At 42.6% G+C, this 15,308-nt stretch carries 11 protein-coding genes; 6 read left to right on the top strand and 5 right to left on the bottom strand.

The window, feature by feature from the left end:
- Positions 1 to 2 precede the first annotated feature (2 nt).
- From WCM76_07470 to WCM76_07455, 4 genes are all read right to left on the bottom strand, one after another.
- A complete protein-coding gene (locus tag WCM76_07470) occupies positions 3 to 341 on the bottom strand; it encodes a hypothetical protein (protein MEI6765465.1) in 339 nt (112 codons plus the stop codon).
- A gap of 186 nt (positions 342 to 527) precedes the next feature.
- Positions 528 to 3,323 (bottom strand): prolyl oligopeptidase family serine peptidase, encoded by a 2,796-nt coding sequence (locus WCM76_07465; protein MEI6765464.1) that lies wholly within the window; start codon positions 3,321 to 3,323, stop codon positions 528 to 530.
- Between the two features lie 40 nt (positions 3,324 to 3,363).
- Positions 3,364 to 3,777 (bottom strand): secondary thiamine-phosphate synthase enzyme YjbQ, encoded by a 414-nt coding sequence (locus WCM76_07460; protein MEI6765463.1) that lies wholly within the window; start codon positions 3,775 to 3,777, stop codon positions 3,364 to 3,366.
- A 660-nt stretch (positions 3,778 to 4,437) separates the two neighbouring features.
- Positions 4,438 to 6,072 (bottom strand): ABC transporter substrate-binding protein, encoded by a 1,635-nt coding sequence (locus WCM76_07455; GenBank protein ID MEI6765462.1) that lies wholly within the window; start codon positions 6,070 to 6,072, stop codon positions 4,438 to 4,440.
- 115 nt (positions 6,073 to 6,187) lie between these two features.
- Between WCM76_07455 and WCM76_07450 the strand changes: the two genes are divergently transcribed.
- Both WCM76_07450 and WCM76_07445 read left to right on the top strand, forming a co-directional pair.
- On the top strand, positions 6,188 to 7,078 hold the full coding sequence (locus WCM76_07450) for a TraB/GumN family protein (GenBank protein ID MEI6765461.1): 891 nt from the start codon (positions 6,188 to 6,190) through the stop codon (positions 7,076 to 7,078).
- A gap of 33 nt (positions 7,079 to 7,111) precedes the next feature.
- Entirely contained in the window at positions 7,112 to 8,011 is a 900-nt protein-coding gene (locus tag WCM76_07445) for a cation diffusion facilitator family transporter (GenBank protein MEI6765460.1), read from the top strand.
- Here WCM76_07445 and WCM76_07440 read toward each other — a convergent pair whose 3' ends face one another.
- Positions 8,012 to 9,370 (bottom strand): MATE family efflux transporter, encoded by a 1,359-nt coding sequence (locus tag WCM76_07440; GenBank protein MEI6765459.1) that lies wholly within the window; start codon positions 9,368 to 9,370, stop codon positions 8,012 to 8,014.
- Between the two features lie 195 nt (positions 9,371 to 9,565).
- On the opposite strand from WCM76_07440, the gene WCM76_07435 reads away from it, so the two are divergent.
- The 4 genes from WCM76_07435 (at position 9,566) to folD (ending at position 15,241) form a co-directional block, all read left to right on the top strand.
- Positions 9,566 to 10,096, top strand: coding sequence for a hypothetical protein (locus tag WCM76_07435; GenBank protein MEI6765458.1), 531 nt, complete (start codon positions 9,566 to 9,568; stop codon positions 10,094 to 10,096).
- Between the two features lie 168 nt (positions 10,097 to 10,264).
- A complete protein-coding gene (locus WCM76_07430; GenBank protein ID MEI6765457.1) occupies positions 10,265 to 12,406 on the top strand; it encodes a TonB-dependent receptor in 2,142 nt (713 codons plus the stop codon).
- A gap of 56 nt (positions 12,407 to 12,462) precedes the next feature.
- Positions 12,463 to 14,181, top strand: coding sequence for a C10 family peptidase (locus WCM76_07425; GenBank protein ID MEI6765456.1), 1,719 nt, complete (start codon positions 12,463 to 12,465; stop codon positions 14,179 to 14,181).
- A gap of 178 nt (positions 14,182 to 14,359) precedes the next feature.
- Positions 14,360 to 15,241 (top strand): bifunctional methylenetetrahydrofolate dehydrogenase/methenyltetrahydrofolate cyclohydrolase FolD, encoded by an 882-nt coding sequence (folD, locus tag WCM76_07420; protein ID MEI6765455.1) that lies wholly within the window; start codon positions 14,360 to 14,362, stop codon positions 15,239 to 15,241.
- Positions 15,242 to 15,308 lie beyond the last annotated feature (67 nt).

The raw sequence follows: 15,308 nt of genomic DNA, 5'->3' as shown, positions 1-15,308 counted from the left end.
ATTTATTTTCTCACAAAATGGGGCATTTCAGCGGGCAGCTCAAGCGACAGCTCTACGAGTCCCATGCAGTTGCCATCCTGATACCAGGGCGCCTGATAAATCATTTTCTTCACACCATTTTTTTCAATGGTATACACATTGGTTTTCTTTTCGAGAAGCAGTTCCATGAGCTTGTTACGCGATTCCTCGCCATGGCAGTCGAACAGACTTTTACCAATCAGAGCAGCTCCGCCATAGCTTTCAAAAGTCTTGATTGACTTTTCATTCATGTAAAGAATAATAGCGGTTTCGTCACAAATGGTCACCGCACCCTGAAATTCTTTAAAAAAATCAGTATTCATAGCTTTTTTATAATGAAATTAATCCTGCAAAAATAAAATAAAATTGCTCCGGGTTAACCCGAAAAATGATTTCAAAATCGTAACACTTTTTTGCAAAAAAGTATTACGCTCTGCAATCGGCTAATGACGGGATAAACAGAAGTCTGATATTATTTTCTGTATAAATCAGCAGATACCATCGTCCAATTAATAATTCAGTTTCTTTCCCTTATCAATTGCAGGAATTCCGGTTTTCATCCACGTGGGTTCGGGTGCATCTTTGAGGTAGAAATCAAAGAATTCTTTCATACGAATGCTGAGGTCAACCCGATTGGGCCATTTTTCGAGGTTGTGGGCATCGCCGTTATAATTCAGCATCCATACAGGTTTTGAAAGCCTGCGTAAGGCTGAAAAGTACTCAATGCCCTGTTGCCAGGGAACGGCACCATCGTTATCGTTGTTCATCATCAGCAATGGAGTCTGCACCTTGTCGGCAAAGAAGATGGGCGAATTTTTAATGTATAATTCAGGATTTTCCCACAGCGTTTTGCCAATCCTGCTTTGAGCAGTTTCATACTGCCACATTCTGCTGATACCCGATTCCCAGCGAATACCGCCATATGCACTTACCATGTCGCAAACACCGGCACCTGACATTGCTGCTTTGTAACGGCTGGTTTGAGTTACCATGTATGAAACCTGATAGCCGCCCCAGCTCTGCCCCTGAATGCCTAATCTGTTGGCATCGACAAAACTGAGAGAGCAGATAAAATCGGTACCGCTCATGATATCGTCGTAGGCTGATTTGCCCGGCTGACCTGTAGTATAGGTAATATCGGGCATGAAAATTACATAGCCGTTGCTTGTGTAGAAAGCCGGATTTACGATGGAACGACTTGGTGAAGGAATCCAGTGATTGTTGAGCTGGTCGGAATATTTCTCATAAAAATAAACAATGGCGGGATATTTTTTCGACGCGTCAAAATTTGCGGGTTTATAAAGCAATCCTTCGAGCCGGCTGCCGTCGTATGATTTCCATGTAACCAGTTCAACGCTTCCCCACAGATATTCCTGCTGCTGAGGGTTTGCCATGGATATTCTTACCGGCTTTTCAAATTTCATGTTTGATGCCCACAAATCGGGATACATCGTGAAATTTTGCATGGTGAATATCACTTTGTCGGCATTTTTTGCCTTCACCGTAAAATCATATGAACAGGCATTTTCAACAATTATTTTTGGTGAAGCGGGTTTCCATCCGCCCTGAAAAAAGCCTGTATTACGGTTAACCTTATCAAATCCTCGCAACAGCAGCGGCTTATTCGATTCCAGATAATCCAGCTCGCTGTTGGTTTTAACAATTCTCAGCTGAATATTATTTTTCCGTCCGTAGCTGCCTGTAAGATTCACCGGTTTCTCTTTTCCCGAAGGATCTGCTTTCCAGATATCATATCGGTCGTAAATCAGCAGATAACGGTCGTTTTCGCACCAGCCGGCAATGCCGTACGGTGATGGTTTTGCGGGCGTATCATTATCTTCATCATAAAAAGGAACGCCCAGATTTTTGGTCAGGCAGGTGGTGGTTGCATCGGAAGTTGCGTATGAATACCAGGCACTGTCAGCTTCGTTATAATATATAATGTACTTCCCAAAAGGCGACATACTGACAGCATATTGCTTTTGTGCAAGCACCAGTTTACGCTTCCCCGATTTTACATCTACAATATATACATCGCGCATTTCCTCCCCTATCCACGACTGGAATTTTTCATATTTTTTACCATTAAACCCAAGCGCAACATTCAGATTGTTGTTGAGCAACGATATGCTGCTCAAGCTGTCGTCGGCCAGCTGAATCATTTTATTCTGTGTAAAATCCCATACGGCCGTGAAGGATTTCTTTTTATCCGCATCGAGGTCTTTGAGCTGCTGCGACTGTAGGCGACCATCGGTCCACGCCCATAAATCGAGTTTTATTTTTTCATCGTCAAGAAGTGTGTCTTTCGGCTCAGTCAAGGGTTTCGGGGCTGTACCAAAATACAGCAAAGAGCCGTCGTCAGAAAATGAAGGTCTTTGATTCTCGCTTGCGCTCCATCCTTTAGGCATGCCTTGCGAAAGCGTATCAACAAGTTTCCGGAGTGCCGACGATGAATAATACAAATTGAACACTTTCGCACTTCCGGTATCGGCCGAAAACAAAAACGTAAGTTGTTTGCCGGCAGTATCGATTGCGATACTTTTAGCTGAACCTGCAGCATTTAACAGAGTTAATGCATGACTGTTGGTTGTATGAAACACTTTGACCGAAGTAGAATCAATCGAATCTTTTTTGACAGTTATAATACCCAATAAGCTGCCATTCTCTGAGAATGAATATTCGGTAACATTCTCAAAAGTAACGGATGCACCGGTCATCGGATTCAGCACCACCAGTTCGGTGCCGCTTTGTTTTTTCTTTTTGGAGTGCTTTTCCTTTTTAACAGGAACACTGTCTGCTTTTTTAGCTTTGTCGGTATCTTTCTTCTCCAGTTTTTCTTCAAGTTGATAAGCCATCCAACCGCCTGATTTTTCAGGTATTTTGAAAGATTTAACCCGTTCAAAACGGACAATATTCCGTGTGCTCATTTTATAAACGCCCAGCGAATCTTTGGGTAACTCATCGTCTTTTTTCTTCGCCAGTTTAAGTTTGCGGATACTGTCTTCGGGCTGTTTTATTTTAAAGGTAACGTAGCTGCCCATAGGCGAGAAAACCGCGTCACAGCCGCGCGCAACAGAGTCTTTTACAAAAGTTGTGAGATTTACAAAGTACAGCCAGCCATCGCCTTTCAACGGATTAATCTCGTACGACGCCCATTTGCCATCGTTTGAAATAATAGCATGTTTAACAGTTTTCCACTTCAGGTAAACACTGTGATCTAGTGGTTTCTTCCCGTTCGATTGAGAGAAGCTAACAGCGGGTATAGCGACAATAAGTAAGAACAGAACAATTATATTTCTTTTCAAAGCTTTGATGATTGATTAATAAACAATGTTCAAGCAAAAACTATTCTCCAATAATCTTGATAAGCACGCGTTTTTTTCTTTTTCCGTCAAATTCGCCGTAAAATACGGCTTCCCAGGGCCCAAGGTCCAGGGAACCGCTGGTAATGGCAATCACCACTTCCCTGCCCATAATCTGACGTTTGAGATGAGCATCACCGTTATCTTCCCCAACATTGTGGTGGTAACCATCGCGGCTGTAGGGTGCCAGTTTTTCGAGCCATTCAAGATAGTCCTGATGCAGACCGCCTTCATTATCGTTGATAAATACACTTGCCGTGATGTGCATAGCGTTTACGAGGCACATGCCTTCACTGATGCCGCTTTCGCGAACGGCTTGCTGTACCTGTTGTGTGATGTGAACGAACTGGTATCTTTTTTCGGTATTGAACCAAAGTTCTTTACGATAAGATTTCATCCTTAAAAATTTGGGACGACAAACTTAATATAATTTGATTAACAGGCAAATGAATAATGTAGATTCTAATATTTGTTATAGAATCTTAATAGATCAAGAAATTGGCAAGAAAGCCGGGAAGGCTGCATCATGAAAAAACAAAGCGGGACGCCTACTTTGCAGCCGGCATCCCGCTTCAGTGAATAATAACCGTGGTTTCTATCCACCGCCAGGTTACTGTTTGCTTGCCTGATTACGGGCCGGCTTCCTTGCGTCTGCCTTCCCTATCCGTTCCATCCGTCGATTTCCTTCAGATCTTCGTTTTCACTGCCTTCGCTGTTTATTGCGCTCTTTTTTCCTTCGCCTTGCGGCTCTGTACTCCTGAGAGGCAGACAGTTCTTAACTCCGTATCAAAGAATCTCTCCGAATTTCCCTGCCCTCGCGGACCGGTTCGCTATCCCTGACCTGATGTAACAAATTTACGTTCTGGAAAACCCAAAGTCAAGCAAATTGACGTTTTGTTAGTAACACATTATCAACCAGACTTTTCAACAATTTGTTAATAACCGAAATTCTCGCATATTACTGGAATAGTGACACTTGAATAAATCCGAAGTCCGCAAAGTCCGCTTTTATCAACATTTTACTCATTTTCAGAGCATTTATGAATGTTAACGCGGTCTAATTTTTCTTTACATTTTTCAGAACAAGCAGATTCATGGGGTTGCTTCCGAGACCTTCTATATTATGCTGCACAAATCGCAATACCTGGTCGTAATAAAGAATAACTACCGGCGCCTCCTCAATAATAAGGCGGTCCATGCTGCGGTATAACTGTGCCCTTATTGAATCATTGGTTTCAAGTTGAGACCGGCCGAACAGCTTGTCGTAAGATGTATTTGAAAAGTGAGTGTAATTAGGCCCTTTCGGACAAAAGTTGTTGGTACAAAACAGTGAAAGATAATTTTCGGCATCCGGATAATCGGCAATCCATGAGGCGCGAAACCAGGTTGCCTTTGACTTGGCAATCATTTCCCTTAAAGTGGCGGGCGGATTCACATCGATTTGAATTTTGATTCCTATCTCGCCCAATTGCTGCTGGATATACTGACACAAATCCAGATACGAGGCCGTTGCCGAAAGCGTGATTGGCGGAAGTCCTTTACCGTTCGGATAACCGGCAGCGGCAAGCAGTTTGCGCGAAAGGTCGGGGTTATAATTATAGCCCTTAACAGCGCTGCTGTCGAACGACGGCATTCCGGGTGGAATAAAGCCATAAATTCCGGGCGTGCCGATATTATTGCGTAAATACTTCATCATCTTGACGCGGTCAAATCCGTAGTTTATTGCCTGCCTTACCGCTTTCATCCGCAAAGGGCTTGTTTTAGAGGCATCCAGATGTTCATCGACCATAAAACCCAGATATTCCGTATTCAGATAAGGTTGCGTTATCAGCCTGATACTATTATTGTATTTAGGATTCAGTTTACCTGCCGGTGTAAGCATTTCGTCTTTGTAACTGGCATCGATACCCGACATGAAATCGAGCTTGCCCTTGATGAATTCGAGAAAAACAGATTGTTTATCGGCAATAAATGTAATGGCGACGGCATCGAGGTATGGCAGACGCTTTCCTTTATCAAATTCAAAATAATTTTCATTTTTAAGCAGCACCAGCTTCACACCTTCTTTCCACATTTGAAATTTAAACGGACCGGTGCCGACAGGATGTTTCCTGAAATCTTTACCATAATAATCGACCACTTCATGGGGCACCACAGAGCAGTACTGCATCGACAGAAGTCCCGCGAACGGCGGAAACGGCTGTTTCAGCGTAATTCTGAAAAGTGAATCGTTCACGGCTTCAAATTTGTAGCTGCCGTCGGCAGAAGTTGCAACATTATTAAATATCCAGGCGCCGGGCGATGCAAGGGCATCGCTCGTGATGCGGTTAAAACTGTATTTAAAATCTCCCGCTGTTACTTTTCGTCCTTTTCCCTGAGGAAACAAAGGGTCGTTGTGAAAATAAACATCATTGCGAAGATGAAATGAATACACCAGACCGCTGTCGCTTATCTCCCAAGAACGCGCGATGCAGGGTGTCACTTCCAGTTTATCATTGAGCTGAACAAGACCGTTGAACAACTGATTGTCTGCCCAGATATGAGCCTGATCGCGGGCAAAAGCCGGATCAAGTGAAGTAATTCCTGCCGATTCATTATAGCGGAAAACAGTTCGTGTTTCGATTGAATTGTGATTGCCCGAACACGACCACAGCAACGTTATAAAAACGTACAGATAAGCCAGCTTCTTCATTTGAAAATATTCTGGTTCAAAGATAAAATAAATGTCGTACTGTTGCTTCAGAGAATACAAAATCGGTAATTTTGCAAGGCTTCCAAATAATCACGAAAAGCTTATTACGCCAGGTATGAAAATCCAAAAACTGTTTAACTTCCGGATGCTGCTCGTTGCAGTATTATGGCTATTCCAGAGCATTCCTGTTTCGGCACAGCTTAATCAAAAATCACTCCTGTGGGAAATTTCCGGCAACGGGCTTAAGCAAAAAAGCTATCTGTTCGGAACGATTCATATTATCAGCAAAAAAGAGTTTTTCCTTACGGATGTGATGAAAGAGAAATTCAAATCGTGCGATGCGCTTGCTACCGAAGTAAATATGGACATTCCACTCGGCGAACAATTAAAGATGGCACAGAGCGCGCTCCTGCCCGAATCGCATACTATTGAAGACCTGATTGAGGTTTCAGCGTTTGAAGCTTTGCGTTCATTTATGATTGACAGTCTTGGTATCAGCAAATCAAAATTCAAAAAGTATATTCGTCTGAAGCCGTTTTTCCTCAGTGCCGTGCTGAGCTCAAAAATGTCGGGGAAGGTCGTGGCGTATGAAAAAGTATTTTTTAAGATGGCGAAAAGGAATCATATGCAAACACTCGGCCTGGAAACACTGGAATATCAGATGTCGCTGGTAAATGCGGTTCCCAACGACCAGCAGGCTAAAACGCTTATTTCAGGACTTGGTTCCTTAAGCGATTTTCGCAAGTCAGAAAAAGCGATGGTTGATGCCTATAAAGACCAGGATATCGACAAATTATATGAGTTCATTACATCACAATCGTCGACAGACAAGTCATTTGAGCAGGATTTTATTACCACGCGCAATCACAACTGGGTACCGGTAATTAAAAAAATGATTTCGGAGCAAAGCACTTTTATTGCGGTAGGCGCCGGTCATCTTGGCGGACCCGGCGGAATGGTACAGCTTTTATTAAAAGAAGGTTATAATGTAACAGCTGTGCAATAAAATCCATATTTTTGCTGTGCATTCATCTATATAATGAAAACAAAAGAGTACAAGAAAAAAGTCGGTGTTGCAAGACTTTCAATCTTATCAAATACAACACTTATTCTTATTAAGCTGCTGGCAGGGATTTTCAGTGGTTCGGTAAGTATTATTTCCGAAGCTATTCATTCATCAATGGATCTGATGGCGGCTGTTATTGCCTTCTTCTCGGTGCGTGTATCGGGCAATCCACCGGATAAAAAGCATCCATACGGACACGGAAAGTTTGAGAATATTTCGGGCGTAATTGAAGCACTGCTTATTTTTATTGCTGCCGTCTGGATTATTTATGAAGCCATTCACAAGCTTTATAATCCTGCAGAAATAAAGAATATAGAAGTTGGCGCGATTGTAATGATTATTTCAGCATTGGTCAATGTTTTTGTTTCGCGGAAATTATATAAAGTAGCCAAAGAAACTGATTCTGTAGCGCTGGAGGCAGACGCACTTCACCTTAAAACGGATGTGCTCACTTCGGCAGGCGTTGCAGTAGGACTTTTACTCATCCTTGTTACCGGAAATAAATATCCATTTCTGGATCCGGTGGTTGCCATCATCGTTGCCTTATTCATTATTTACGAGGCCTTTGTTCTTCTGAAAAAGGCTTACAACCCGCTGCTTGACACCACCCTGCCCGACGATGAAGTGGAGCTAATAACGGGCGCAATCAACAAACACATTCAGGAAAACATGGCCTGGCATCAGCTTAGGACGCGCAAATCGGGTAATTACAGCTACGCTGACTTTCATCTTGAAGTGCCCGAATCATTGAGTGTAAAAAGCTCGCATCAGCTTTGCGATGATATTGAAGCCGAGATCAGGAGCCATTTTCACAACATCGAGGTTCAGATTCACATTGAACCAATGCCATCGGTGAGCGAAGAACAGCAATAATTATTCTTCAGAAGATTTGGCAGGAAGGGGTTTCACAATTACCTTCTTTTTCCACCTGCCTGTTTTATAATATGTATAAGAAGCAAGTAGTCCGAATACCCATGCAATGGGTATTCCCCACCATATGCCGTCGGTACCCATGGTGCGCGAAAGGTACCATGAAATGGGGATACGCAATACCCACAAGGCGAACAGCGTAATGAACATTGGAATGAGCGTATCACCTGCACCGCGCATCACGCCGTTATTAATAAACATGGCTGTAAAAACAACGTAAAAGCTGCTCACAATTATCAGATATGAAACCCCGATTTTTACCACATTCGGATCGTGATTGAACAGCATCATGAGTTTATCGCTGAACAATATTGTAATGGCCGTAACTATCAATGAAAATGTTGTGGTCATCAACAACGTTGCTTTGTAACCGGCCTTCACCCTTTCAGGCTTATTGGCCCCTAAGTTCTGACCAACGAAAGCCGAAAGCGCCATCGAAAAATTCATGGCAGGAAGCGCAGCAAATGAATCGATGCGGCCTGCAACGGCATATGCCGCAATAGCATCTGTTCCAAAATCATTCACGATTCGCATAAGTGCCATCATGCCGAGTGCGAGGAATGTTTGCTGCAAGCCCGATGGTATGCCTATTTTGAGACTTTTCAGGAAAATATCGCGGTCGAATTCTATATTTTTGAACGAGAAATGTATCAGTTCGTGATAACGGTTCAGATAAATGATGGCAAGAATGAATGCAACGGTTTGAGCAATCACAGTTGCCAGAGCAGCACCCGCAATTCCCCATTTAAAAAATTCAATAAACACAATCACAAGGATTATATTCAGGATGGTGGAAATAATAAGAAAGTAAAGGGGGGTTTTAGAATCGCCCATGCCACGAAGCACCGAAGCCGTACCGTTGTAACCAAACATCATTATCAAGCCCGAAAGAAAAATATTGTAATATAAGACGGCATCTTCCATGATTTCCTGAGGAAGTTTCATCACGGTAAATATCCAGCGGCTGGTAAGCAAGCCCACTACCGTAAGCACAATAGAAGAAAAAAACAGGAAAACGAATAAGGTATCTACAGCCTTTTTTACCTGCGGATATTGCTTGGCGCCGAAATATTGCGAAATAACCACCGATGAGCCCATGGAGAGACCGATAACCAGAGAAATCAAAACAAAAATTACAGGAAATGAAGCGCCGACTGCCGCCAGCGCATTTTTGCCTAAAAAATTACCGACAATGACGCTGTCAACAATATTATATAACTGCTGAAATACGTTGCCAAGCAGCATTGGCAAGGCAAACATGAAAATAAGCTTACTCTCTTTTCCTACCGTCAGGTCCTTCATCTGAAAATTTCAAAGTTTGCAAAAGTACAACTAATTAGACCAACCTATGACGGTATTCCTTTGATTTTAGTCAGCAATATATCATATTGTAACCTGGCATGTTGGAAATAATAAACAACCGACAGTAAATATCTTATTTCAAATATCGGCTTTTATTAGCCTAAAAATTCTGATATTTGCTGAAAATCCGAATTGGTGAAAAAAGCCGCTGTTATAGCCACCTTATGTATCCTGTTATTTAACACTATGGGATATTTTATCGTGTTCAAAAGCATGCAGCTGGCTGTGAAGAGCGACATTAAAAGACGCATCAAAGAGAAATTACCTGAATCAGAACTCACAGTAATAAGACTCAGCGACAACGACAAAACTATGCATGACCGTATGCGCTGGATAGAAGGTACAGAGTTCAGGCTCGATGGTAACATGTACGATGTGGTGCGGTCTGAGCGGGTCGGCGACACCACCATTTATTACTGCATCAACGACGTTCAGGAAGAGTCACTTTTTGTAAATCTTGACAAGCAGGTAAAAGAACAGGATCAGAATAATCCGCAATCAAATCAAAAACGCACAAATCTCCTGAAAATATTGGTTCAGGAAGCACTGATGACGTCAAAGGAATTGAAAAATTTCTCTGTTTTACTGGGTGAAATAAGCATATTCGAAAGACCAATGGTTTCTGAAATCGCATTCTCACCTCCTGCCCCGCCTCCAAAATCTTAATCTAACATACAGAAAAATTCAAACCTTTAATAAACTGCTTTCGAGTAGTTTACTAAGGGTAAATTTTATTTACAGACTACAGCTGCATGCTGAACATACGTGAAGTATATTCCTGTAATCTGTTAGAATAATTATTCGTTTAAAAATCTGATCATTATACGTACCATTATGAAAATACGATATTTTATTTTGATGACGGCATTGATGCTAAGCGGTACAGCATTGTTTGCGCAAGTCAAGAAAAACAGCATCACAAAAGATACTCTTAAACTCAATGAAGTCAATATAGATGCACTCAGAACTACTTCACCTTTAAAAGAAATACCGGCCACTGTTTCCGTTGTCCAGGAACGACAGCTTAACACGCTTACGAAATCAATTGCTGCCGATGAAATTATGCGCCTCGTTCCGGGTGTGAAAATAGATAACGGCACCGGCGGTTCCAGAGTTCACCTGTATATTCGTGGAATGGGTGTGTTGTCTGAAACCGGTTTCAGAGGAATTCAGGTTCTTATTGATGGCATTTCTGTGAATGACCCTGCCGGGTATTGCCCTGATTTGTACGATGTGGACTGGTCGGTAGTAAAACGTGTTGAAATTGTTAAAGGCCTTGCAGCTTCTATTTATGGAAACAGCGCCAATGGCGGCGTTGTAAATATTACAACAGATGACGGCGGCGATAAGCCTGTTGGCGGCACGTTTTATGCGACAGCCGGTTCCTATGGTTTTATGAAGTTCATGGGACAGGTTGATGGCAAAGAAGGAAATGTTGATTACAGGATTTCATACAGCCATACTCAGGGAAATGGCTACCGTTATCATCAGGCCTACATGGGTGATAATTTCAGTGAAAAATTAAACTGGAAACCCAGCGATAAAGTTAAAATTACCCAGCTGCTGTCGTACACCAGTTATTTCAATCAAAACTCAGAAGGGATTAATTTGGGACGCTACGACACAGTCAGTCACAGAGCGGCTAATACCGATGCGATTCCGTTCAATGAATTTCATACTACCAAACGGCTCACCGGCGGGCTCATCGGCAAGTTTGATGTTTGTAAAAGTTCGGATATCACTGTTAAAGGTTATTTCCGTTTCAATAATTACAGAGAAACTTCGAACAATGGTGACGACAATAAACCATTCATGAACATGGGCTTTTCGGCGCAATACAATCTGCATTCCGGAAAAGGGAAAGTCAGGAATCATTTGAGTGTTGGCGCCGAGTATAAAGACCAGACCATGACCGAGCATATGTTTGGTGTAACGAACGACCTCACCAGGGTTGACAGCCATTTCAGCCAGTCATGCCTTGATCTGGATACATTGCTCATTAACCAGATTATTAAAGAAAAGAGTGCCGGAGTGTTCATGACCGACAAACTTGACCTGTTTAATAAAGTATATGCAACCTTAAATGTTCGCTATGATTATGTATACAATCAACTGATTAACAATATTCCGCTTCCGGACTCGATTGTACAGGCTTCGGGTAACCGGGCTTTCAGTCAGCCTACCTTCAGCTTCGGACTGGCATATGATGTATGTAAATATGCAAACATTTATGCCAATATTGGCACGGGATTTTTGGTTCCTACCGAAGATGAATTGTATAACAATCCAGAACACTGGGGTGGTTTCAATTCAAAAATCAAACCTTCATCCACCCAATCGGCCGAGCTTGGAATTCGCGGTGATATCGGAAGTGTTTTTCATTACGATGTTACAGCTTTTGATATCACAACCAAAAATGAATTCTACCGTTACAGCATTCCCGGAAGAGGCAATAACACTGCCTTCTTTGGTAACATTGGCGGAAGCAGCAGGCTAGGTATTGAAACCTTTTTATCATATTCACCGGTTAAAAATCTCGTGGCTGATGTGGCTTACACATACTCAGATTTCACATACAACAGTCCTGACAGCGTTAAAGGAAACTCAATTCCCCAGTGCCCCCGGCATATGCTCACGGCAGAGGTTTCCTACAATTTCCTGAAGCATTTTACCCTGACACTGAATACCGAATATCAGTCAAAATGGTGCATTCAGGTGGACGATTCCGTTTACAATCATTTTAATGAAAACGGGCTGATCCGCAGTGCATGGGTGAAAGGGTTCAACGTGTACAACGCCGGAATTTCCTACAACTGGAAACTTGGTCCTGTGCAGGGTGAACTGAGTTTCTATGCTAAAAATGTTCTTGACGAGCAGTATTTCGGCTTCACGGAACCCAACAATGGTTCGGACTGGAATAGTTTTCAGCCTGCACCCGGTCGGGAGTTCTTCGGCAGCCTGAAACTGAAATTTTAAGGTGCATGAATTCCTTTGATAATTTGTACTATTTTTACATCCTTAAAAATCTGTAAATGAAAAAACTAATTTTAATTGCACTAAGCGTATTATTGTGTTGCACAACTTACTCGCAAAACGTGAATATAGTGCTTGCGCAGAAGATTGCGACCAATTACTTCAAAGCGCTTAATCCTGCAATCAGCGTTAAGTCAGATGTCTCTTTGGCCATGACTAAATCGGATGGTACTAATAATCTTTTTTATGTTTTTGATATTGGCACCAACGGATTTGTAATTGTTTCGGGAGACATGGCCGTTACCCCTATTCTTGCCTATTCTGATGAAGGAAAATTCGAACCGGACAATCAGGCTCCGGCCCTGGTTGAGTGGTTGCAGAATTATGCTGATGCGATTGCAGCAGTGAAAATGAAGACCACACGCACAGCGAATCCAGCTTGGGCTGCTCTTACAAATGAATCACAGCTCAAAAACCTTAAGGGAACGTCTAAAGGTGCGCTCTTAGCTACCAAATGGGATCAAACCCAGGGCTACAACGACAAATGCCCGGTGCATGCGTCAGGTCCGGGCGGTCATTGCGTTACCGGTTGCGTTGCTACAGCACTCGCTATGGTTCTGAAGTATTATAATTATCCGGATCATGGAATTGGAAGCCATTCATACCAGCATCCTTTCTATGGCACTATTTCGGCTGATTTTGCCAATACTACCTATGATTATGCTTCCATGACAAACACATCAAACTCGGCCAGTAAAGACGCTATTTCCACCCTGATATTTCATTGTGGCGTTGCTGTTGATATGTATTACACACCGATTGAATCTGGATCAAGCAATTACAAGTCGTATGTAGCATTGCGCGATTTCTTCCATTACCGCATTGCCATGACCTATGAGTCCAAATCGGATTATCTGGACGCCGACTGGAGAATAAAACTTCGCGACAACCTTGACCAGAATATGCCTATTCTTTATAGTGGCTCGGGCTCGGGAGGCGGTCACGCATGGGTGTGCGACGGCTATACGGATACGACTAAATTCCATTTTAACTGGGGCTGGAGTGGCAGTAACAACGGCTATTACACGCTGGCTAATCTCAATCCGGGCGGCTATGATTTCACTCAGGGACAAGATGCAATATTTGGTATTGCACCTTATTTTGCACCCTATTGCGCCGAAGGAAGAACACTCACAGATTACACCAAAACATTTACCGATGGCAGTGATTATTCATACTACTGGAATAACACCACCTGCGACTGGCTTATCAAACCACCGGCCGCACAAACCGTTCAACTTATATTTAATGATTTTAAACTTGAAGACGGCAAAGATTTTGTGAGTGTTTACGATGGCACATCTACCTCCGGCACACTGCTCGGAACATTTACCGGACACAATTATCCGCCCGCACTTACAGCCAGCAGCGGAAAAATGTTCATCACCTTTACAACCGATGGTCAAAATCAGGATTTAGGCTGGACCGCCACTTATACAAGTGTTGTAGCAGGTATTGAAGGTGCAGAAACCAATAATTTAATAGCATTGTGGCCTGTACCTGCTGCCGACCACCTGAATCTGCTTCTATCATCGGCACTAAACGGCACTATCACCATCAGCATTTTTGACATTGCCGGAAAGCTTATGCTTACAAAACAGGTGGATGCAGCTTCATCGAATTCGCTCAGCATTGATGTTTCTAATCTTGCAGCAGGTTCATACATACTTGAAGCAATTGGTAACGACGTAAAAATTCACAAGAAATTTGTGAAATAATCTTTGTATTATTGATAAAAAACCGCCTCTTTCCGGAAGCGGTTTTTTTTTACTCTTCAGGTAAAACAATGCGAGTGATGTGAGTTTTATAAATTGTGACTAATGTCAATAATGGTATGCCTTGGCTAAAAATTCTTATTTTTGCGAATGTTGAGTTATTCATGAAAAATAGTGAATTATGCAGATAATTGATGGTAAACTTGTTGCAGACAAACTGAAGAAACAGCTGGCGGCTGAATCCTTGAAAATGCTTACCGATACCGGTCATACTCCCCATTTGGCGGCAGTGCTTGTGGGTGACGACCCAGCCAGTCAGACCTATGTTGGCGGAAAGGAAAAAGCATGCAAAGAGGTTGGTTTCATTTCAACGGTATACAGGATGTCGGAAAAAACGAGTGAAGCAGATGTGCTAAAAACAATCGATTTTCTGAACAACGACGATGAAATCGACGGATTTATTGTACAGCTTCCGTTGCCAAAGCATATCGACGGGCAAAAAGTAATTGCAGCGATTTCGCCGTCCAAAGACGTTGACGGTTTCCATCCGGTAAATTTGGGGCGTATGTTGCTGAACGTACCGAGTTATTTGCCGGCCACACCATACGGCATCATTGAATTGCTGAAACATTATAAAATTGAAACCGAAGGCAAAGCCTGCGTAATTGTTGGTCGCAGTAATATTGTCGGAACGCCGCTCAGCGTGCTGCTTTCGCGCAATGCCACACCCGGAAATTGTACCGTTACCCTGTGTCACAGCAAAACTAAAAATCTTGCGGAGATAACCCGTCAGGCTGATATTTTGGTTGCCGCCGTTGGCAAAATGGAAATGATTTCTGCAGATATGGTCAAACAAGGCGCCGTTGTAATTGATGTCGGTATTCACCGTATTGAAGATCCGTCGACAAAATCAGGATTCCGGCTTAAAGGTGATGTAAAATATGATGAAGTTGCGCCAAAATGCAGCTATATCACTCCGGTACCGGGCGGTGTAGGTCCAATGACCATAACCTGCCTGCTCCAAAACACCCTCTCTGCTGCCAAGAAGGAATTTTTCAAATAGATATTCAGATATTGACTGCTATAGTTTTGCAGACAGTACCTTCTAATCATAGTGAATAAATCACCAT

The organism is Bacteroidota bacterium (assembly GCA_037133915.1).
GTDB lineage: Bacteria > Bacteroidota > Bacteroidia > Bacteroidales > CAIWKO01 > JBAXND01.
The sequence above is the reverse complement of the archived record's forward strand: the minus strand, read 5'-3'. Positions and strand labels throughout refer to the sequence as shown.